This is a genomic window from Neobacillus driksii (genome assembly GCF_013409995.1).
GTDB classification, from domain to species: domain Bacteria; phylum Bacillota; class Bacilli; order Bacillales; family Cytobacillaceae; genus Neobacillus; species Neobacillus driksii.
Map to the genome: position 1 here is coordinate 106,269 of NZ_JACCBX010000018.1, position 22,861 is coordinate 129,129.

Genomic DNA, 22,861 nt, shown 5'->3' on the forward strand with positions numbered 1-22,861 from the left:
TAGGGGGATTTACCTTGTTAACGACAAAAGCCTATGAATTTTGGTTTGTAACTGGAAGTCAATTACTTTACGGAGAAGACGTACTTAGAGCAGTAGAGGAAAATTCAAAAACGATTGTAAGTGGTCTAGATCATGATCCAGCCGTTTCATATAAATTAGTTTTTAAATCTGTTGTAAAGGATTCCGATGCAATTCGCCGCTTAATTCTTGAAGCAAATGCTGATGAAAATTGTGCAGGAATCATTACATGGATGCATACATTCTCACCTTCAAAAATGTGGATTGCCGGGCTTTCAGCTCTTCAAAAACCATATCTTCATTTAGCTACACAATTTAACCGTGATATCCCATGGAATTCAATTGACATGGATTTCATGAATCTTAACCAATCTGCACACGGAGATCGTGAACACGGATTCATCGCCAGCCGCTTAAAGGTTAAACGTAAGGTGGTTGTCGGACACTGGGAAAACGCGGAAGTAAGAGAGCGCGTTGGCAGCTGGATGAGAACGGCAGTTGCTTTTGCTGAAAGTAAAACCCTGAAGGTGGCAAGATTTGGTGATAATATGCGCCAAGTAGCAGTTACTGAAGGTGACAAAGTTGAAGCACAAATTAAATTTGGCTGGACAGTTAATGGTTACGGTGTTGGCGACCTCGTTCAACGCATGAACGATGTAAGTGAACAAGAACTTGACCAGTTAATGGCTGAATATGAAGAGCAATATGATATTACACCAGAAGGTCTAACTGACGGACCGGTAAGAGACAGCATCCGTTATCAAGCCAGAATTGAGCTTGGAATGAAAGCATTCTTAACGGAAGGCGGATATACAGCATTTACAACAACTTTCGAAGATTTACATGGTATGCGTCAGCTTCCAGGTCTTGCAGTTCAACGTCTAATGGAACAAGGCTACGGCTTCGCGGGTGAAGGTGACTGGAAAACTGCGGCACTCGTTCGTTTAATGAAAATCATTGCGGGCAATGAAGGTACATCCTTTATGGAAGACTACACGTATCATTTTGAACCAGGAAATGAAATGGTTCTTGGTGCTCATATGCTTGAGGTTTGTCCAACCATTTCAGCCACTCGTCCTAAAATTGAGGTGCATCCACTAGGAATTGGCGGCAAGGAAGACCCTGCAAGAATCGTATTTGATGGAAGAGGCGGCTCTGCATTAAATGCATCCATTATCGACCTTGGACATCGTTTCCGTCTTCTTGTAAATGAAGTAGATGCGGTACAACCAGAGCAGGATATGCCAAAACTTCCTGTTGCACGTGTACTTTGGACGTGTCAGCCTTCTCTAAGTCAAGCTGTTGAGAACTGGATTGAAGCTGGCGGAGCGCACCATACTGGGTTCTCTTATAAAGTAACAACAGAACAGTTAAGAGACTTTGCAGAATTAGCTGGTATTGAAATGGTTGTCATTAATAACGACACAAAAACAGAATCATTTATTAACGAATTACGCTGGAATGACGTTATCTATCGTTAATTTTTAAAGTTGGGGCTATTAGCAATAATAGCCCTAAGGTTTACTAGGGTACTTTGATTACATAAACCGACTGGAGGATTACTTTATGAAAAATAATGTCATTGTAAATGCTGATATTACAAAAGGCAAAATTAATAAAAATATATATGGTCACTTTGCAGAGCATTTAGGCAGATGTATCTATGAAGGAATCTGGGTAGGTGAAGATTCCTCGATCCCTAATACAAAGGGTATCCGTAACGATGTACTAGCAGCATTAAAAAACATTAAAGTTCCTGTTCTTCGCTGGCCAGGCGGTTGCTTTGCCGATGAGTATCACTGGAAGGATGGCGTCGGTCCTCGTGAAAATCGTAAACGTATGGTCAATACTCACTGGGGTGGCGTTGTAGAAAACAACCACTTCGGAACGCACGAATTCATGCTTTTATGTGAATTATTAGAGTGCGAGCCGTATATTTGCGGAAATGTTGGAAGCGGCACTGTTCAAGAAATGTCAGAATGGGTTGAATATATGACATTTGAAGGTGAATCGCCAATGGCAAACTGGCGCCGGGAAAATGGCCACGACGAGCCTTGGAAGTTAAAGTATTTCGGTGTAGGAAACGAAAACTGGGGCTGCGGTGGAAACATGCGTCCTGAATATTATGCAGACCTTTATCGCCGTTATCAAACGTATGTACGTAACTATGGCGGCAATAAAATTTATAAAATCGCCGGTGGCGCAAACGTCGATGATTATAACTGGACAGAAGTATTAATGAAGAACGCTCACTGGTTAATGGATGGTTTAAGTCTTCACTATTACACGATCCCAGGAGATTTCTGGCTTGGTAAAGGATCAGCGATTGATTTCCCTGAAGACGAATGGTTCATTACGATGAAGAAAGCCCTTCATATGGATGAGTTAATTACAAAGCATAGCACGATTATGGATAAATATGATCCAGATAAGCGAATCGGTATGATTATTGATGAGTGGGGAACATGGTTTGATGTAGAGCCTGGAACAAATCCTGGATTCTTATATCAGCAAAACACGATCCGTGATGCGCTGGTAGCTGGCCTGCATTTCAACATTTTCCACAATCACGCTGATCGTGTTCAAATGACGAATATCGCTCAAACCGTCAACGTGCTTCAAGCGATGATTTTAACGGAAGGCGAGAAGATGATTCTTACTCCAACCTATCATGTATTTGATATGTACAAAGTTCACCAAGATGCTGAACTGCTTGCTGTTGATACTACATTTGGCAGCTATGAATATAACGGAGAAACGTTACCACAAGTAACCGTATCTGCTTCAAAAAATGCTGAAGGTATCATTCACATCAGCTTATGTAACATTGACCACCAGAACGAATCAGTATTAGATTTAGACCTTCGTGGCATAATTGGAGCCGAAACTAAGGTTTCAGGAACAATCATTACAGCCGACTCAATGAATGCACATAACACTTTCGAACAGCCAGAGGTTGTAAAACCTGTTGCGTTCACAGGCGTAACGGTTGAAAATAATAAATTAGCCATTAAACTTCCAGCAATGTCTGTTGTTACATTAGCGGTTAAATAAAGAATGAGGGGGACCCCAGCAGTGAGTAAGCAAAATCTATGTAAAGGCTGCGTTGAAAGTGTAATAGTAACAGAGGAAATCATCCAGGAGCTCGTTAGGGAAACGGAAGAAGATTTATCTGTTATCGTATCAGACGAAGTCTACTCAGAACGCTTAAAGATTTGTGAAAGCTGCCCTTCTCTTCAATATGGCACCACTTGTGCTCATAGCGGATGTATAGTCCGCTATCGGGCCAAGTTTAAGAACAAAAGCTGTCCTTTTGCGGGAAAGCCAAAATGGGAAAAGGTTAGTTAACTACTCATTGTTTTATAGAAAAGAAGCCGTGGCTTGCAAACTCTATCTGATAAAAGAAAGGACAGGGAACATGGGCAAAAATAAAGCGAAAATGATTTTAGAAAAAGACTTTAAAGTATCTGAAATTGATAATCGAATCTATGGTTCTTTTATTGAACATTTAGGCCGTGCCGTTTATGGCGGCATTTATGAGCCAGGACATCCTCAAGCCGATGAAAATGGATTCCGCCAGGATGTTATTGAAATGGTTAAGGAACTCCAAGTTCCGCTTGTCCGTTATCCGGGTGGTAACTTTGTTTCTGGATATAACTGGGAGGATGGTGTAGGACCTGTAGAAAGCCGTCCGCGTCGTTTAGATTTAGCTTGGCGTACAACAGAAACCAACGAAATGGGTACCAACGAGTTCATGAAATGGGCGCAGTTAGTCAATGCTGACGTAAATATGGCGGTTAACCTTGGAACCCGTGGTATTGACGCAGCTAGAAATCTAGTAGAATATTGCAACCACCCAGGTGGTTCTTACTATAGTGATCTTCGTATTTCTCACGGTGTAAAGGATCCATACAAAATTAAAACTTGGTGTCTTGGTAACGAAATGGACGGTCCATGGCAAATCGGGCACAAAACAGCTGCGGAATATGGCCGCCTTGCTCAAGAAACTGCGAAAGTAATGAAGTGGGTAGATCCTACAATCGAGTTGGTTGCATGTGGAAGCTCAAACCACAATATGCCGACCTTTGCTGACTGGGAAGCAACGGTTCTTGACCATACATATGATCATGTAGAATTCATCTCTTTGCACCAGTATTACGGCAACCGTGACAATGAAATTTCTAACTATTTAGCACTATCCCTAGAAATGGATGACTTTATTAAATCAGTTATTTCTATTGCGGACTATATCAAAGCGAAAAAACGCGGTAAAAAGAAAATCAACCTTAGCTTTGATGAATGGAACGTATGGTATCACAGTAATGAAGCGGATAAAAATATTGAGCCATGGAGTATTGCACCACCTCAATTAGAAGATATTTATAACTTTGAAGACGCTTTATTGGTCGGATGTATGCTGATTACGCTTTTAAAGCATGCTGACCGTGTGAAAATTGCCTGTCTGGCACAGTTGGTCAATGTCATTGCACCAATTATGACTGAAGACAATGGACCTGCTTGGAAGCAAACAATATTCTATCCTTATATGCATACTTCTGTCTATGGACGCGGCGTTTCATTAAACCCTATTATTTCAAGTCCTAAGTATGACAGTAAGGATTTCACGGATGTACCGTATTTAGAGTCAACGGCTGTTTACAATGAAGAGCATGAAACATTAACAATCTTTGCTGTAAACCGTCACCTTGAGGAAGGTTTGGAACTCGCTGTCGACATCCGTAACTTTGATGGATACGAAGTTGTCGAGCATATTGTTTTAGAAAATGATGGCAATCTAAAACAAACCAACTCTGCTAAAGGAACACCAGTGGCACCGCATTCTAATGGTAATGCAAGATCTGAAAACGGCGGAGTTACCGCGGTATTACCTAAGTTATCTTGGAATGTAATCCGCCTGGCGAAACATAACTAATAGCAAATATTCCATACCTCTTCTGTTTACATTTGTTGATGGAGGGGTATGGAATCATTTTTTCTAGGTATCTATCGAAAGGAAGGGTTGAAAGATATATGAAGGTCTTGAAAGAGGAGTTTGGAAGGAAAGATAACCAAACTGTTTTTTTATTTAATCTTATTAATGATCATGGAGTAGAAATTGGCTGTATTAATTATGGCTGTATTATTACAAAAATTATAACACCTGATAAAGAAGGCAACTTTGAAAATGTTGTTATTGGATATGGCAACTTGAACGAATATGAAAATGATAGATATTTTTTAGGCGCTGCAGTTGGCCGTGTCGCTGGAAGAATCAAGGCTGGTGCCTTTGATTTGAACGGGAAAACCTATATACTTGCAAAAAATGAAAATAACAACCATCTGCATGGCGGAAATAAAGGGTTTAACCAAATTGTTTGGGATAGTGAAGTCATCGAGGATGAACAGGAGATTGGCGTTCGATTCACCTATTTTAGCCCGAATGGTGAAGAGGGTTATCCTGGAAATTTAAAGGTTTCCGTTACTTACACCTTGAATAATGACAATGAACTCTCTATCCGTTATTCTGGCGTGTCTGATGAGGACACACTACTAAATATGACCAATCACTCTTATTTCAATTTAAGCGGACATTTAAAACGAGATATTTTACATCATTCTTTACGAATAAAAAGCGATAAGTTTCTTGAATTAAATGATGAACTGCTTCCGACGGGAGATATGCTGGATGTTAGAGGTACGGCATTTGATTTTATAACGGAGAGAATGATTGAAACTGGAGTGCTGTCACAACATCCGCAAAATAAATTAGCCGGCGCTGGGTATGACCATCCGTTTTTATTAAATACACAACATGATCAAGAAATTGTCCTGAAGGATATCGAAAGTGGACGGACTTTAACGATTGAAACAGACGAATCAAGTGTTGTCGTTTATTCTGGAAATCAGATGAAATCTGAAGGGGAGATTGCCGGGGTGCCGTCACGGAAGTACTTAGGAATTTGCTTAGAGACACAGGGATTACCGGACGCGATTCATCATCCTCAGTTTCCTTCTTGGGTTCTAGAGAAAGATCAAGAATATTCGACGGTAACAACCTATAAATTTGGGATTTTAGAAGAATAGATTTCCCGATACTTTTTCTATAGAGCAGGAGGAATTAAAGTGGAAAACTATATTGCTGAACTCATGACTCTAGCTCAAACATGTGATTGTGGAAATCATCATCATCCGATTCCCATTGAGAGAATCAAGATTGGAAACCGTGTTTATAAAGAACTTGCGGCATATGTAGATGGTAAGGGATTTAAACATGCAGTTATAATCGCAGATGAAAATACCTATCAAGCAGCAGGTAAAAGTCTATCAGAGATTTTAAAAGAAACAGGTATTGACATTTCTCTTAGTATCATCAAGCCGGATGAAAATAATGATGTCGTTGCTGATGAGCAATCCTTAGTTCAGGCATTATTAGAGATGCCATTAGATACAGAGATCATTATCGCTGTAGGTGCAGGTACACTCCATGATATAGCGCGTTTTTGCAGTACAAAAATGAAATTGCCATTTATTTCAGTTCCTACAGCACCTTCTGTCGATGGCTTCACATCAATGGGAGCTCCATTAATTGTTAAGGGTGTGAAAACAACCTTCCAAATGTCAGCTCCGATTGCCGTGTTCGCGGATTTATCTGTACTGAAGGCATCACCACGAAAAATGGTGGCAGCAGGATTTGGGGATATGCTGGCCAAATTCACCTCGCTTGCAGACTGGAAATTTGGCCACCTTGTTATGGGAGAGCCATATTGTCCGCTCGTTGCCGCTATTACCCGTGAAGCATTAGATTCCTGTGTGGAAAAGGTAGAATCGATTACTGCAGCAGATGAAGAGGGAATTCAAATTCTAATTGAAGCTCTAATCATGTCAGGGGTGGCCATGCTTATATTTGGTCAGTCACATCCAGCTTCCGGCGGCGAACATCACCTGTCGCACTACTGGGAAATGGACTTTTTAAAGCGGAAGCGCCCTGCCGTGCTTCACGGGGCGAAAGTTGGAGTATCAACGGTACTGCTTGCGGAAGTTTATAAAGGACAGTTCCTTCCTTTACTATCTGAATCTGCTCGATTACAGTCAATGCAAAACACTCTTAACAATGAAAACGTAAAAGAAATCATGAAAATATATCAAGAGATCCCAACCCCCGAATACCTAGAAAATCTATTAACAGAGACAGGCGGGGACATCACGCCGGAACAGCTGGGTATTGATGAACAGTTAGTCGCCGCAAGCTTAAGTGGTGCACATACGTTAAGAAATCGATTTACAGCTTTAAAATTTATGAATGTTGCTGTGGAAAGCAGCCCCTTCATACGTCCATGATTTTTTTAAAAGGAAAGGTGAAATATTATGCAAAAAGTTGAAACGTTGAAAAATCCAATCGTCGAGCAGCGAGCAGATCCTTGGGTTTATAAGCATACAGATGGATACTACTATTTCACTGCTTCAGTACCTGAATATGACCGAATTGAAGTCCGAAGATCAAAAACGATTCAAGGATTAGGCGAGGCAGAACCAGTCGTTGCTTGGACGAAACATGAGGATGGAATCATGAGCGCAAATATATGGGCTCCAGAAATACATTTCATTGACGGCAAATGGTATATCTATTTTGCGGCAGCCCGCAAGGACGCTATTTTTGATCATCGCATGTATGTAATTGAAAATGACGCACAAAATCCGCTCGAAGGAAATTGGGTTGAAAAGGGACAAGTTAGAACGGCTTGGGAATCCTTTTCTCTTGATGCGACCACCTTTGAACATCAAGGGAATCTATACTATGTTTGGGCTCAGAAAGATCCTGAAATCGAAGGCAACTCAAACCTATATATTGCGAAAATGGCGAACCCTTGGACACTTACAGGTCCTCAAGTTATGATTACCACGCCTGAATACGATTGGGAGAAAATTGGATTTTTAGTGAATGAGGGTGCTGCTGTTCTAAAAAGAAACGGGAAAATATTTATTTCGTATTCTGCCAGCGCTACCGATTATAACTACTGCATGGGCTTGCTTTCAGCAGACGAAGACAGCGACCTTCTTAATCCGAAATCATGGAAAAAATCGCCGGAACCTGTTTTCCAAACAACTGAGAAAAACAGCCAATTTGGTCCAGGTCATAACAGTTTCACGGTTTCAGAAGATGGCAGTCAAGACATCCTGATTTACCATGCTCGTAACTACCGTGAAATCGTCGGTGACCCGCTTTGGGATCCGAATCGTCATACACGTGCACAAGTGTTCACATGGAATGAAGATGGAACTCCTAACTTTGGCACTCCGGTACCAGATGCAAACTAAGACGATTCAGTTGATATCATTTTCTATAAAGGGGGATTTTTATGGTTAGAGTAACAATCGAAGAAGCGAAAAGAGCACAGGACCTCATTATAGAGCAAAGGGCAGATCCTTGGATTTATAAACACACAGATGGCTACTACTATTTCACTGCTTCAGTCCCTGAATATGACCGAATTGAAGTGAGGCGTTCTAAAACGATTAAAGGAATAGCAGAAGCTGAACCTGTGGTTGCATGGAGAAAGCATGATACGGGACCATTGAGTGCACTTATCTGGGCACCTGAGATCCATTATATCAACGGAAGCTGGTATATCTATTATGCAGCCGCACCATCAAAGGAAATCGTAGATGGACTATTTCAACATCGCATGTTTGTCATTGAAAATAAATCTGCTAATCCCCTAGAAGGCAGTTGGGAAGAAAAGGGACAAATCAAAACAGACTGGGAGTCCTTTGCCCTTGATGCGACTTCGTTTGAGCATAAAGGTCAGCAGTACCTTGTCTGGGCACAAAAAGATCCAAACATAAGAGGTAACTCAAACCTTTATATTGCTCCATTGGAAAACCCATGGACGATTAAAGGACCGCAAGTCATGATTACTAAACCGGAATATGATTGGGAGACAATTGGATTTTGGGTAAATGAAGGGCCTGCAGTTTTGAGGCGGGACGGTAAAATATTCATTTCTTTCTCTGGCAGTGCCACGGATGAAAATTATGCTATGGGCATTCTGACAGCGGATGAAAATAGTGATGTACTGAATCCAGCATCATGGAGTAAGTCCACAGAGCCTGTGTTTAAAACTTGTTATGAAACAGGACAATACGGTCCAGGTCATAACAGCTTTACTGTCTCAGAGGATGGCTGCAAGGATGTTTTGGTTTACCATGTAAGGAACTACACAGAGATTGTCGGAGATCCGTTATATGACCCGAACCGCCATACCTGTGCGAAGGAATTTACTTGGAATCCTGATGGGACACCAAACTTTGGTTTCCCTAAATAAATATAGGAAGAACGATAAGGTTCATATCAGGTTCTTGATATGAACCCTTTTCTGTAAACAAAAGGCGGGCAGACAGATGGAAAGTTTACAAGATTCACAGCAAAGACGTATGACCCTGCGTGCCATAACATGGCCGATTTTTATCGAATTGTTTCTGCAAATGATTATGGGAAGTACAGATATTATCATGCTATCCCGCATTTCGGATGATGTTGTCGCTGCAATCGGTGTAGCCAATCAACTAGTCTTTTTTGCTATTCTTCTATTTAACTTCACAGCTACGGGAACAGCCGTTTTAATCTCACAGTATTTAGGTGCAGGTTTAAAAAAAGACGCCAAACAAGCCTCTGCCATATCCTTAACCATCAATCTGGGGATGGGGTTAGTTGTAAGTGTATTGTTTGTCATTTTTAAAGGTCCGTTATTAAATATCTTTCACCTTGATCCGGACATAGCCATTATCGGATACGATTATTTATCTATCGTCGGCGGTACCTTATTTCTTCAAGCAATGCTCGTTACGGTTTCTGCCATTTTGAGGTCAAATGGCTTCACAAGGGAAGCGATGTTTGTATCTGTCCTGATGAACCTCATCCATTTGATTGGAAATGCCTTAGTCATTTATGGCTGGTTTGGATTTCCTGAAATGGGCGTTAAAGGGGTGGCGTTATCGACTGCTTTCAGCCGTGCAGCAGCATTAGTCATCGCGTTTTGGTTCATGTATAAGAGGCTTCCGATTAGGATTGAATGGAATGATTATATCAATTTCCAATTAACGCATATTAAAAAAATATTAAAAATAGGAATCCCTGCTGCGGGGGAACAACTTAGTTACAATACAAGCCAGATGGCGATGACAGCTATTACAGCCCTTCTCGGAGCAGCGGCTTTGTCTACCCGTGTTTATACATGGAATATCATGTCCTTTATTATGCTGTTTGCATTAGCCGTTGGGCAGGGTACGCAAATTTTAATCGGTTACCGTGTAGGAGCTGGTGATTTTGCAGGAGCCTATAAGCAGTTATTAAAAAGTCTTAAAGTAAGTTTTATTATTACTATTTTCATAGCAGTATTTATAGCTATTTTTAGAGAAAACATTATGGGTCTTTTCACAGATGATCCAGAAATAATAAAAGTTGGAAGTACACTTTTATTATTATGTTTAATTCTTGAGCCAGGAAGGACCTTGAACCTCATCGTTGTTAACTCCCTGCGAGCTACCGGAGATGCTGTTTTTACGGTGAAAATGGGCGTTCTTTCGATGTGGGGAATTGCCGTTCCAGTATCATACTTACTAGGAATACAGTTTGGTCTTGGTTTAGCTGGGGTATGGATTGCCTTTATTGCGGATGAATGGTTTAGAGGCATCGTCATGTATTTTAGATGGAAAAGCAGAGCATGGGAAAAGAAAGTCCTTGTTGAGAAAAAAGAAGTTGTTGCTAGTTAAAGGCTAAGGAGGAGGACGTCAAAATGAAATATCGCAGACTTGGAAACAGTGGATTAAAAGTAAGTGAAATCGGGTTAGGCAGCTGGCTGACCTATGGAAAATCAGTAAATAATCAGACTGCACATGATTGTATTCATAAAGCATATGAACTGGGAATTAACTTCTTCGATACAGCTAACGCCTATGAAGGTGGAAAGGCAGAAGAGGTATTGGGTGAGGCGTTAAAAGAATATCCTAGAAGTTCATATGTTGTAGCAACGAAGTTATTTTTCCCGATGGGTACAGGGCCGAATGAGCGAGGGCTTTCAAGAAAACATATTGTCGAACAATGTGACGCTAGTTTAAAACGATTAGGCTTGGATTATATTGACCTCTACCAATGCCACCGCTATGACCCAGAGGTACCAATGGAGGAGACTTTACTTGCTCTTGATGATTTGATCAGGCAAGGGAAGATCCTTTATGCGGGTGTGAGTGAATGGAGCGCGGTCCAAATTGAAAAAGCAGTTGGGATAGGCAAAGATTATCGATTAAGACCGATTATTTCGAATCAGCCTATTTATAATATGTTTGAAAGATATATTGAGGATGAAGTCCTTCCGGTATCTGTCGAAAAAGGAATTGGACAAATTGTTTTCTCTCCATTAGCGCAGGGAGTCTTAACAGGTAAATACAAACCTAATACAGAAAAACCAGCCAATAGCAGGGCTGCGAATGATGCAACAAACTTTGTCATCAATAGTTATTTCCGGGACGATGTCCTGACAGTGGTACAGAAATTAAACGGTTTAGCATCAGAACTAGGGGTTACGTTAAGTCAGTTAGCACTGGCATGGATTCTAAGACAGCCTATCATTAGTTCTGCAATCATTGGAGCCAGCAGGACAGAGCAAATTGAAGAAAATGTACAAGCAGTGGATATCAAAATGGATCAACATGTTTTACAAGCCATAGATTCAATCCTTGAAGAAGTAAAAGACTTTGCGCCATTAAGATAGAAAAAGCGGGTGAGTTTTGATGAAGGTTTATAAACAAGGGGTTCCTTTAATAAAGGAACTTAATAACACGCGAATTCATGATGACACTATTTCGTTTTGGAATTTAGGGCAGGCAGGGATCTTAATTAAAGGGCGCGAGGAAGATGGGTTGATCTGTATCGATTCATATCTATCGAACAGCATTGAACAAGTAAATCCTGAAACAGAATTTAAGCGGGCTTATCCACCTGTTCTCTCTCCTGACATGCTGGAAGACGCAGACGCTATATTAATCACTCATGAACATGATGATCATCTGGATTTTGCCACGTTAAGAGAAGTCGGGCAAAGTAGTGAGAATCCTGTTTTTGTAGTTCCTGCTCCACTCGTATCAATGGTCCAGTCGGAAACAGGCAACAACAACATAGCAGCAGCCAAAGTCAATGAGTCTTTTCAAATAAAAGGATTTCAGATTACCCCTGTTCCAGCCGCTCATACTAGTTATCAAGTTGATTTAGAAGGTAATCATCACTATTTAGGTTTTTGCATTGAGGTAAATGGTGTTCGCTTGTTCCATAGTGGTGACACCATTGTGACCCCGGAATTGATAGAAAAGGTAAAGGACTTCAAACCCCATGTTGTATTTTTGCCGATTAATGGCGGGGACTATTTCCGTTCATCACGGGAAATCGTTGGAAACATGAGTTTTCGTGAAGCAGTGGAATTTTCAAATACCGTAGGTGCAGACCTCATTATTCCGATTCATTATGATTTGTTTCCGAATAATCGGGATAATCCTGCTTATTTTGTAGATTACTTGTTTACTCATTATCCAAATCAAAAGTTTCATATGATGGCACCTGGAGAACGTTTTATTTATCACTTATAAGCAAGAGGTGTAAAGGTCGAGAATTCAAACACTTGGAGGATTAGAATATGAATAACTCAAAAGGCTTTGATAATGCAAATTTTTACGACATGAAATGGGACCTGAAAGGCGATTTATGGGCCCATGATCCGGTTATAGCGAAGGAAGGTTCTTGCTGGTATGTTTTTCATACTGGAAATGGCATTCAAATAAAAACGTCTGAAGATGGGGCTAACTGGAAGCAGGCAGGACAAATTTTCCCGTCATTACCCGAGTGGTCTAAGCAGTATGTACCTGAGAAAGAGGAGGAAAGTATTTGGGCACCAGATATATATTTCCATGATGGAACGTATTATATCTACTATTCTGTGTCTACTTTTGGTAAAAATACTTCCGCCATCGGATTAGTAACCAATACCACGCTCAACCCTGAAAATCCTGATTACAAATGGGTGGACAAGGGATACGTTATCCATTCCAGTGAGTCTGACAACTACAATGCGATTGATGCCAATTTGATTTTCGACCAAGAAGGTGTGCCATGGTTGAATTTTGGATCATTCTGGTCCGGAATCAAGCTTATTCAATTGGACCCTGTAACGATGAAGCTAGCAGAGGGTGCGGAGCTTTTGTCTATTTCAAGCAGAACGGAACAGCCAAATACGATTGAAGCGCCTTTTATTGTTCACCGTAATGGCTATTATTATCAGTTTGTATCTTTTGATTTCTGCTGCCGTGGAATTGAAAGTACCTATAAAATTGTCGTTGGCCGATCAAAGACTATTACAGGACCTTATTTTGATCGAGATGGGGTATCAATGATGGAGGGTGGAGGAACCTTAATCGACGCAGGTGATGATAGATGGATTGGCCCTGGACATTGTGCAGTTTATTTTTCCGGTGACTCATCCCTTCTAGTCAACCATGCTTATGATGCCTTGAAAAAAGGAAAGCCAACGTTGCGGATTAAACCATTATATTGGGATCAAGAAGGCTGGCCGCATATCTGAGAATAGAAAAAGACTTTGGGGCAGTGCGATCCCAAAGTCTTTTTTACATTTAGCTGTGTTATGATTCATTATTGATTTTCGGGTAGGTATGAGAATTCATAGGTGGAGAATATCCGGTTAATGCATATAGAGGAAGCCTAAAAAGCGGATATAAGCGGAGAAATTCCGGTTAACTGCTCAAAATAAGACAAAATTCAAAGATTTGGATCATATAAACGGAAAAACTCCGCTTATTTTTAAGGAAATATGGGTATTTCCCGATATAGCCGGAATTTTTCCGTTTATTTTTCAATCACAGTAAATCAACAGCCGATTTTACGCAGCCAAGTTTAATTTTTGTTTCCGTTTATAGACTACTTTTGATAATAATACACTGCACTCATATAAAAAGATTAGCGGGATGACTACCAAAATATCAGATAGGAAATCCGGCGGAGTGATTAAAACAGCGGTTACGATGAGAACAAAGTAGGAGTACTTGCGAATTTTTTGTAATCGGTATGGATTCAATACTCCAAGACTTGTCAAGAACATAATCACCACCGGAAGTTCGAATAAAAATCCAAATGGCAGGGTCATATGCAGTAAAAACGTAAAATACTTTTCTGTGGTGAAAAAGGTCATAAACATACCCTCAGACATGGAGAGAAGGAACTGAAAAACAATCGGGAAAATGATAAAGTATCCGAAACTAATTCCAACAATAAATAAAAGAAATAAAGATGGTATATAAGCTAATGTTACTTTTCGTTCGGAATCTTTCAAGGCTGGACGAACAAACAGCCAAATTTGATAGGCTGCTATAGGAATACTCCCTGAAATTGCCACCACGCAGGATAGCATCAAATATACCCATAAAATATCGCTTGGTCCTAAGATAGCTAGTTGTACCTCTAAGTCCTGAACCAGCCATTGATAAATATCTTCAACATAGACAAAGGCTAAAATAAACAAAGCCATAAAGGCACCGAGTATGATAATCAGTCGTTTACGTAATTCTTCAAAATGGCCAATCAAAGCCATATCATGTTTAGACATTGAAAATCCTCCTTAGAAAAAGAAGACGCAAGCACCATATTCTGCCTGCATCTTCCCGAGATAAGTGTTAAATCGTCTTTTCCTCTTTTTTAGGCTGTACCTTACTAGGGTCCTCATCGGAAACCAATTCACGTGTAGATTTTTTAAATTCCTTTAGGGTGGATCCAACAGCACGACCTAATTCGGGTAATTTTGAAGGTCCGAAAATGATTAATGCAATAACTAAAACAAGAATTAAACCAGGAATGCCTATGTTCTGAAGCATAATTATTGTATCCTCCTTTAGATAGCTTTTTTCGATTGATGACGCTGATAACAATATTGGAATAGTTTATACTTAGCTTTGTTTTTACAAAGATGACAACGAAAACTTTCTTCCTCTGAAATTAGCTTTATATGAGGAACATACATAAACTTCAAGGCATCCTTGACGTGGTTTGAACAAACAAACATGGTGAGAAGTGCCCCTTCCACTTGATTATTTAAAGCTTCCACCTTGTACCGCAACTAAACAAGAACGTCCGAAAGTTTGACCTGGGTATGGATTCCATGTTTCTGGATGCTGTACATCTAGGAACAATGTTTTTTCGTCGGGAGTTAACCATGGTCCTGTTACTTCACAGCCTTTTGGACCTGAAGCAAATTGGAAAGGTTCCCCGTATTCTTTACCATCCGTTGGTACCATGAATACTCCACAATTTTTATAAGCTGCATATTGATTTGTTTCAGTAGCAGCGTAATCCTCGACTACCCAAAGATTGCCTTTGCTATCAAAATGCAAGTTATCTGGGCAAGTAATCCCGCTTTGTTGTCCGCCTGCCACAAACACTTCAAACGTGAACGATTCACTAGCATGATCACCGTTTGCAGGAACAAAACGTACAATTTGTCCATGGAAGTTTCCGTGACCTGTGTTGTTCGTTAGTGATAAGAAGACGGATCCATCATGTGGGTGAATTTCTACATCTTCAGGACGGTCTAATTTTGTTCCTCCAACAGCAAGACCTGCTGCGCGAGCATTCGTTAAAACAGCAGCCTGATCAGCAAATTCTGGAGTTTGCAGCTTAGAATTTGTAGCACGATCAAGGGCAATCCATTTTTGTTGGCTCATACTTGCCACATATAAGGTTCCGCTTTCTAAAATATCAAAGTTCGCCTCACGATTTGCAGGGTTAAATTTCTTGCTGCTAATAAATTTGTAGAAACACGCGTCACCCTTATCATCACCCATGTAAACGACAACTCTGCCGTCATTTGTTAAGCCCATTGCAGTATTTTCATGGGCAAAACGACCAAGGGCGGTATGCTTGCGTACAGGTCTCTTTGGATCGAATGGATCTACCTCAACCACCCAGCCATAATGGTTATCATTAAAATTCGGCCAGCCATAGTCATCGCCGTATTCTGTGTTTTCTTCACAAGATAGAACGGTATTCCATAAAGTACGTCCGCCGCTGCAGTTTCCTAATGAACCAACGACAGTCGTTGCTCCACCTACATACGAGCTTCCGCGTGCAGGACCAGTTAATTCAATTGGAGTATTCCCATCGACACGTCGATTATATGTATCATCTAACACAAGCTTCCATCCATCTTTTTCTTTTATAACGTGGATAACTGAACCACCGACTGCTTCTTTTTCCATTTTGAGAAGCTCAGGATAGTTTGCTAGATTCTCCTTTTTAAAAGTAGCTTCATTGATTCCTAACATCTTCATGTAGTTTCCTGGTTCAGGGAACTCATGATTTACCCAGATCAAGCCTTCTTCGGAATTGTTTCCGCCTTTTAAGCTATCCATTGGAAAATAAACAGTAAGGTCAGCAGCATCACCAAATATTTCACCCTTAGAATTAATCTTATCTCCATAAGAGGCAATAATAGAATAGTTGTATCCGTTAGGCAGTACCATATCGTTTTCCCATGTACGGCTAACTGGTTTGAACGGTGCAGTAAGTGATTTACCCTTTCCTGAAGGCTGTCCATTCATTAAGTGGTTTCCAGTCATCGCATTCCCAGTTAAAGCTCCAATTCCTGATGAAGCTGCAACAAGTGCGGCAGTACCACTTCCAACATAGGTTAAAAATAAACGGCGATCCATATAAGCATTCTCCCTTTTAGCTGATTTAGTATCTTTCTCCTATGATTATAGGGAGTCCAAAACCTAATGTTAATTAAGGGATTGTAAAGAATTGTTAAGAAAACTTAAATTATTTTAATAATTTGTAAATTGGTGATAAGACTGTCAGAAAAACCAAATTTTTGACGAAAAATAAATAGTGATTTTTTTAAAGGTGCGTTTATTTTGCAAAAATGTAATTATACATCTTTAATATAAGTGTTAATAATGAATTTCTATTTTGAGGGAATAATATAAATACAGTGTGATGGAGGGGATAAGACAATGGAGGGTTTTCATCAGAGTCCAAATATCTATGCCAGCGAAGTTAATATTAAAGTGAAAGATTTAGACTATGCACTAACTTTTTATCAAAATATTATCGGTTTCAAGGTACTAGAGAAAACTGACCGGAAAGCTGTTTTAACTACTGATGGGAAAACACCTTTAGTAACGTTAGAACAGCCTGAAAATGTGATACCAAAGGAAGAACGAATGACAGGACTTTATCACTTTGCTATTCTCCTTCCAAGCCGTGCGGATTTATCCGTTTTTTTACGTCATTTTCTTGGTACAGGATATCCATTGGGGGCTGCGGATCATTATGTTAGCGAAGCGCTATATATCACGGATCCAGATGGTAACGGGATAGAAGTCTACCGAGATCGTCCTTCAAATGAGTGGAAGTGGGAAAATGGATTGGTGGACATGGCTACGGTTGAACTAGATGGGAATAGTATCTTAGCTGAAAGTAACGCGGAATGGACAGGGCTGCCGTCTGGAACGATTATGGGCCATATTCATCTTCATGTGGGAGATTTACAGAAGGCAGAAGAGTTTTATACAAAAGGGCTGGGATTTACTATTGTCAGCCATTATCCACAGGCGGTGTTTTTATCAACAGGAGGTTACCACCATCATATTGCCATTAATACTTGGCAGGGAGTAGGGGCGCAGACTCCACCCAAAAATAGTGTGGGACTAAATTGGTATACGCTTGTATTTCCGAGTGAAGCGGCGAGAGAATCAGCAATGGAACGCCTGAAACAACTTGGTGCGAGTGTCGAAAAAGAAGCGGACTATTATGTTACAAGTGACCCATCGGGAAATCAAATAAGATTGAAATATGTGGAATGAAGGCAAAAAGCCTAATCTCTTTTTTGGGGATTAGGCTTTTTACCTTCTAAAATATCTTACTACCATTATGCAGTTTTACTTATTTGAATCCTATTTTCTTTTGGCTTTTTAGAAGATACATACACACCAGCTAAAATTAAAATAAAACCAGTGATCATCGAAAAGTGAATTTCTTCTTTTAGAATAACAGCACCCCAGACCATGGCGGATATTGGAACGAGGTATGTCACCAAGGACGCAAATTCTGGACTGCCTTTTTGAATACAATAATAATACAAAAGATATGCTATGCCAGATCCGAAAACACCCAGACCAACTAATGCCCCAAAAATAGAAGGCTCAAGAATCATTGTAAAAATAGTTCGATCTGTGAGGAGTACCATAATGAAACTAATAAGAGCAGAAACGATTAGTGTACTAAAGGAAATCATAGTAACACTGACTGTTGATAAGTATTTCTTAGTAAGATGTGTTGAATAGCCATAACATAAAGTAGCGCCAACCATCGTGAATAAACCAACAATGGACTGATCCTTAATGCTTGTTATATCAACCCCAGATAATATGATAATACCGAAAAATCCCAGTGCAATCCCTAACCACTGCAACAACCGTAATTTATTTTGAAAGAAAAGAAAACCTATGATCAGTGTCCAAATCGGTGTTGTAGCATTAATTAATGAAGCATAGCTGCTAGTAATTTTCGTCTCACTCAGCGCTATTAAATACCATGGCAATGCATTGTTTAATAATGAAACAAGAACAATTATTCCGAACGGTAACCCTTTTAGTCCTTTCCAATCCTTTCGAAGTACAATAATCAATAAAAGAATAACCGTCCCAAACAAACATCGTCCAAAAACGACTCCCCAGGCTCCCAGTGGTTCCACTAAAAGCTTAATAAATAAAAAGGACGTTCCCCAAATTAAACTGAGGGTAAATAAAGCCCCATATAACCTCGCCATCTATTCTCAACCCCTATCCATACACAACGATAAACCAGCTGCTTTGTATCGTCAATTCAAAAAGATTTGTTATAATGGTAAACAGTGTGTGAAACAGTTAAAGTTATGGTGACAGGCACCACTCGTGGACACTGTCCGTGTGGAATGGACAGTGTGAATTTAATTTAAGGCTGCCTGTAACCTTTGTAAATACAAATGATACCTTGGAGAGGAGCGGGACATTTGAATATTAGTTTAAGTCAGAAACAGATAAAAGAAATGTGCGGAACTGTCTCCTTTAAACGAGGGGATTCTTTTTATAGAGCGGGCAAAGTTTCGTTTGATTTTATTAGCAATAATCGTTGTGAAGCGACTGTTAAAGGTACGGAAGATTTCTATGTCACTATAAATCGAGAGGAGAGCGGGGAACTAAGTACGACATGCAGTTGTCCAACTCTCCTATCTGTAAAAAACGATTGCCAGCATATTGCGGCCGTATTACTCGCCATTAATCACCATCAACAGCAAGGAACAGTTCCTACAGTGCGAAGTAATCAACAGGTTGATCCATCAACTAGTCAGGCGCTGACAAAAGAATTGCTTACTCTTTTTACAAATCAACCCAAAAGGCCAAGTAGACATCAGCTTCATTTTGAGAATAGACAGGTTCTGCGGGCGAATTTTCTATGTAAACCTGTCGATATTGGGAAGGGGAAGAAGCTGTTAGGTATAGAACTCGAGATTGAGCACGAAAAAGTGGCAGATATTCGCCAGTTTCTCTCTCAGGTAAAAGAGGGCCATCCAAGTGCGCTTTCCGATACATTAATCTTTAATACTAGTCTTCATTGTTTTAATAAAGAGACTGATGATGTGATGCAGCAGCTATTCTTCGTGATTCAAGATGAAAAATCATACGTGAAAGCAATGGCAGACAACTTAGAAGAACCATTCTCCCCTAATCTTTTGCTCATACCGCCATCATCCTTTAATCAACTATTACCTTTGCTTGTAAAAGCTCCGCTAGTGAAGGTTGAAAATGATGGGGAAACCTATGAAGGGCTTCATCTCACGGAAAAGATGCTACCTCTCCAATTTAGTTTTACAACCGTAGAGGATGGAGGCTGCCATCTTAGAATAAAAGGGTTGAATCGTCTAACTGTATTGGATTCTTACCACTTTGTTCTATATAAAGGTAAATTTATTAGGCTTGAAGAAACGGACAGCAAACGATTGGCCAACCTTAAAGAAATGCTGGAAGCTTCAAAAACAAATCAAATTGATATTCCGCAAGAACAAATAGACTATTTTCTAGAAAACGTGGTCCCGGGTTTAAAAAGACTTGGTAAGGTCGAACTGCCTCATAATTTAACGAGCACCCACAGGAAAACGCCTTTAGTCGCCAAGTTTTATTTGGATCGGTTGAAAAATCGCCTGTTAGCGGGCTTAGAGTTTCAATACGGTGATATCGTGATTAACCCGTTAGAAAACCGGGAATTGCAGAACGGCCTTATACTAATTAGGGACCTAGAAAAGGAAAAGCAAATCATTCAATTAATGGAAGAAAGCTCATTTGCTACCACAGACAGTGGCTACTATTTGCATAACGAAGAGTTGGAGTATAAGTTTTTATATCATGTGGTACCTAAGCTGCAAAAATTGGTACAAATTTATGCTACAACAGCAATTAGGAATCGGATTTTTAGAGAAAATACGATTCCGAGGATTAGAGTAAAGGTAATAAAAGAGCGAACAAACTGGCTGGAATTTAAATTTGATATGGATGGGATCCCGGAGAGGCAGATAAAAGAGGTTTTATCCGCACTTGAGGAAAAAAGAAAATACTATCGGTTGCGGAATGGGGCACTGCTTTCTTTAGAAACAAGAGAATTTGAAGAAATCAAACGTTTTCTACAAGCCGCACCTGTCCAGGCGGAGGATCTTGAAGCAGGGTTGAATGTACCAATCGTTCAGGGATTAAAGCTCCTTGACACTGTTGAAGATAACTCAACATTTACACTTGAGGATTCGTTCCGTCAATTCTTGGATACGATCCAACATCCTAGTAGTATGAAGTTTGAGGTGCCACAACTTGTTGCGCCAATTTTACGGGACTATCAAATACAGGGCTACAAATGGTTAAAAACTCTTGCTAGTTATGGATTTGGAGGGATTCTTGCAGATGATATGGGACTAGGGAAAACACTTCAAAGTATTTCCTATATCCTCTCAGAACTTCCTCGTGTTCGTAAAAACAAGCTGCCGATACTGATTGTCTGCCCAGCGTCATTAACCTATAACTGGTTGAGTGAAATCAAGAAATTTGCCCCAGGAGTGCAGGCCGTCATTCTTGATGGTAGTAAAACAGAGCGTGCAGCTAAGCAACAACATTTTTCTGATTCAGATATTGTTATTACTTCATATCCTTTGCTGCGGAAGGATATCATCTGGTACGAGAAGCAAGCCTTTCATACCGTGTTTTTTGATGAAGCGCAGGCGTTTAAAAACCCAATAACGCAGACAGCTAGAACTGTAAAGAGAATTAAGGCTGATCACCGTTTTGCTCTAACTGGAACACCTGTTGAAAATTCATCTGAGGAGCTCTGGTCGATTTTTCATGTTGTGTTCCCGGAACTATTTCAAGGGCTGAGGGATTTTAGCCACTTAACGAGAAAGCAGATTGCGAGAAGAGTCCGTCCGTTTTTACTTAGAAGGTTAAAGGAAGATGTGCTAGCGGAACTTCCTGAGAAAATAGAGTCTGTGGACTTAGTGGAGCTGCTGCCAGAACAGAAGAAACTCTATGGAGCTTATTTAGCGAAACTAAGACATGACACACTAAAACATTTGGATAAAGACACTCTTCGAAAAAATAAAATTAAAATCCTCGCCGGTTTGACAAGGCTCAGGCAAATTTGCTGCCATCCATCTTTATTTGTTGATGGGTATAAAGGGAGTTCTGCTAAATTCGAACAGCTGCTAAGGATTTTAGAGGAATCCAGACAGGCTGGAAGAAGAGTATTGATATTTTCGCAGTTCACGAAAATGCTCCAGTTAATATGCAGAGAAATGGCGCTTCAAGGAATCCCTTACTTCTATCTTGATGGACAAACCCCAGCAGAAGAAAGGTTAGAGCTCACAAATCGATTTAATACAGGAGAGCGGGACCTTTTTCTAATTTCTTTGAAAGCAGGCGGAACGGGTTTGAATTTAACTGGTGCAGACACTGTTATTCTCTATGATCTTTGGTGGAATCCAGCAGTTGAGGAACAAGCAGCAGACCGTGCCCATAGAATGGGGCAAACAAATGTAGTGCAAGTCATCAAATTGGTTGCACGAGGCACGATAGAAGAAAAAATGAATGAACTGCAGGAGAAGAAAAGAGAACTAATAGAGGAAATTATTGATTCAAAAGAAAAAGGATCTTCTACTCTAACGGAAGAAGATATTAGAGAGATATTAATGATTTAAAAAAACATCTTTCGTGAGTATAAGATATTTTTACTAATCAAACGTTTGATTAAATTCATCTAAAACTTTAGTGGAAAAACTAATCAAACGTTTGATTAAACTGAAGCACATATGCCTATACTAAAAAAATATTGTTTAAAAAAGTGTTGACTCTTTCTTTATATGATAGTAATATAGTAATTCCCTCGAGGGAAACATACTTTAACAAGATGTTGCTTTTCGAGTGAAAAAGAAAATGGTTGACTTCATGAAAAATATAATGTAATATAATTTACGTTGTCGATTACGAAAAAGATATTTCAAAAAAGTAATTGACATGATGCAAAAAGAAATGTTATACTGATATCCTGTTGTAAAAAACAGCAAACATTGTTCTTTGAAAACTAAACAAACAAGAACGTCAACAAAAAATATTAGTTTCTTCTATAGAAACTAGCCAACGTAACAAATGAGCTAAATCAACTTTCTTGGAGAGTTTGATCCTGGCTCAGGACGAACGCTGGCGGCGTGCCTAATAC

At 39.9% G+C, this 22,861-nt stretch carries 18 protein-coding genes; 14 read left to right on the top strand and 4 right to left on the bottom strand.

Annotation, left to right across the window (positions count from 1 at the left end; all coding sequences use genetic code 11):
- Nucleotides 1-14 precede the first annotated feature (14 nt).
- From araA to F4694_RS28680, 12 genes are all read left to right on the top strand, one after another.
- The gene (gene araA / locus F4694_RS28625) at nt 15-1,499 is read left to right on the top strand and encodes an L-arabinose isomerase (protein WP_179603328.1); all 1,485 of its coding nucleotides are present in this window, start codon (nt 15-17) and stop codon (nt 1,497-1,499) included.
- Nucleotides 1,500-1,584: 85 nt separating this feature from the next.
- Nucleotides 1,585-3,072, top strand: a complete 1,488-nt coding sequence (locus F4694_RS28630) for an alpha-N-arabinofuranosidase (protein ID WP_179603329.1) — start codon at nt 1,585-1,587, stop codon at nt 3,070-3,072.
- Nucleotides 3,073-3,093: 21 nt separating this feature from the next.
- Nucleotides 3,094-3,366 (top strand): DUF6171 family protein, encoded by a 273-nt coding sequence (locus F4694_RS28635; RefSeq protein WP_179603330.1) that lies wholly within the window; start codon nt 3,094-3,096, stop codon nt 3,364-3,366.
- A gap of 70 nt (nt 3,367-3,436) precedes the next feature.
- Nucleotides 3,437-4,951, top strand: coding sequence for an arabinosylfuranosidase ArfA (gene arfA, locus F4694_RS28640; RefSeq protein ID WP_179603331.1), 1,515 nt, complete (start codon nt 3,437-3,439; stop codon nt 4,949-4,951).
- A gap of 98 nt (nt 4,952-5,049) precedes the next feature.
- Nucleotides 5,050-6,102: an aldose epimerase family protein gene (locus F4694_RS28645; RefSeq protein ID WP_179603332.1), complete on the top strand. Its 1,053-nt coding sequence runs from the start codon at nt 5,050-5,052 to the stop codon at nt 6,100-6,102.
- A 39-nt stretch (nt 6,103-6,141) separates the two neighbouring features.
- Nucleotides 6,142-7,356: a sn-glycerol-1-phosphate dehydrogenase gene (locus F4694_RS28650; protein WP_308806842.1), complete on the top strand. Its 1,215-nt coding sequence runs from the start codon at nt 6,142-6,144 to the stop codon at nt 7,354-7,356.
- Nucleotides 7,357-7,383: 27 nt separating this feature from the next.
- The gene (locus F4694_RS28655; protein WP_179603333.1) at nt 7,384-8,334 is read left to right on the top strand and encodes a glycoside hydrolase family 43 protein; all 951 of its coding nucleotides are present in this window, start codon (nt 7,384-7,386) and stop codon (nt 8,332-8,334) included.
- Between the two features lie 41 nt (nt 8,335-8,375).
- Nucleotides 8,376-9,341, top strand: coding sequence for a glycoside hydrolase family 43 protein (locus tag F4694_RS28660; RefSeq protein ID WP_179603334.1), 966 nt, complete (start codon nt 8,376-8,378; stop codon nt 9,339-9,341).
- A gap of 76 nt (nt 9,342-9,417) precedes the next feature.
- Nucleotides 9,418-10,788 carry an MATE family efflux transporter gene (locus F4694_RS28665; protein WP_179603335.1) on the top strand — a complete coding sequence of 457 codons (1,371 nt, stop codon included), beginning with the start codon at nt 9,418-9,420 and terminating at the stop codon, nt 10,786-10,788.
- 23 nt (nt 10,789-10,811) lie between these two features.
- Nucleotides 10,812-11,786 (top strand): aldo/keto reductase family protein, encoded by a 975-nt coding sequence (locus F4694_RS28670; RefSeq protein WP_179603336.1) that lies wholly within the window; start codon nt 10,812-10,814, stop codon nt 11,784-11,786.
- A gap of 19 nt (nt 11,787-11,805) precedes the next feature.
- The gene (locus F4694_RS28675) at nt 11,806-12,654 is read left to right on the top strand and encodes an MBL fold metallo-hydrolase (protein ID WP_179603337.1); all 849 of its coding nucleotides are present in this window, start codon (nt 11,806-11,808) and stop codon (nt 12,652-12,654) included.
- 47 nt (nt 12,655-12,701) lie between these two features.
- On the top strand, nt 12,702-13,643 hold the full coding sequence (locus tag F4694_RS28680) for a family 43 glycosylhydrolase (protein WP_179603338.1): 942 nt from the start codon (nt 12,702-12,704) through the stop codon (nt 13,641-13,643).
- 315 nt (nt 13,644-13,958) lie between these two features.
- On the opposite strand, the gene tatC is transcribed toward F4694_RS28680, so the two are convergent.
- The 3 genes from tatC to F4694_RS28695 form a co-directional block, all read right to left on the bottom strand.
- A complete protein-coding gene (tatC, locus tag F4694_RS28685) occupies nt 13,959-14,681 on the bottom strand; it encodes a twin-arginine translocase subunit TatC (RefSeq protein ID WP_179603339.1) in 723 nt (240 codons plus the stop codon).
- Between the two features lie 67 nt (nt 14,682-14,748).
- Nucleotides 14,749-14,946 carry a twin-arginine translocase TatA/TatE family subunit gene (locus F4694_RS28690; RefSeq protein ID WP_179603340.1) on the bottom strand — a complete coding sequence of 66 codons (198 nt, stop codon included), beginning with the start codon at nt 14,944-14,946 and terminating at the stop codon, nt 14,749-14,751.
- A 213-nt stretch (nt 14,947-15,159) separates the two neighbouring features.
- Nucleotides 15,160-16,779 (bottom strand): PhoX family protein, encoded by a 1,620-nt coding sequence (locus tag F4694_RS28695; RefSeq protein WP_179603341.1) that lies wholly within the window; start codon nt 16,777-16,779, stop codon nt 15,160-15,162.
- A gap of 303 nt (nt 16,780-17,082) precedes the next feature.
- On the opposite strand from F4694_RS28695, the gene F4694_RS28700 reads away from it, so the two are divergent.
- On the top strand, nt 17,083-17,934 hold the full coding sequence (locus F4694_RS28700; protein WP_179603342.1) for a VOC family protein: 852 nt from the start codon (nt 17,083-17,085) through the stop codon (nt 17,932-17,934).
- Between the two features lie 65 nt (nt 17,935-17,999).
- On the opposite strand, the gene F4694_RS28705 is transcribed toward F4694_RS28700, so the two are convergent.
- Nucleotides 18,000-18,899 carry a DMT family transporter gene (locus F4694_RS28705; RefSeq protein ID WP_179603343.1) on the bottom strand — a complete coding sequence of 300 codons (900 nt, stop codon included), beginning with the start codon at nt 18,897-18,899 and terminating at the stop codon, nt 18,000-18,002.
- A gap of 222 nt (nt 18,900-19,121) precedes the next feature.
- Here F4694_RS28705 and F4694_RS28710 point away from each other — a divergent pair, with 222 nt between their 5' ends.
- Nucleotides 19,122-22,343: a DEAD/DEAH box helicase gene (locus F4694_RS28710; RefSeq protein ID WP_179603344.1), complete on the top strand. Its 3,222-nt coding sequence runs from the start codon at nt 19,122-19,124 to the stop codon at nt 22,341-22,343.
- Nucleotides 22,344-22,861: the final 518 nt, after the last annotated feature.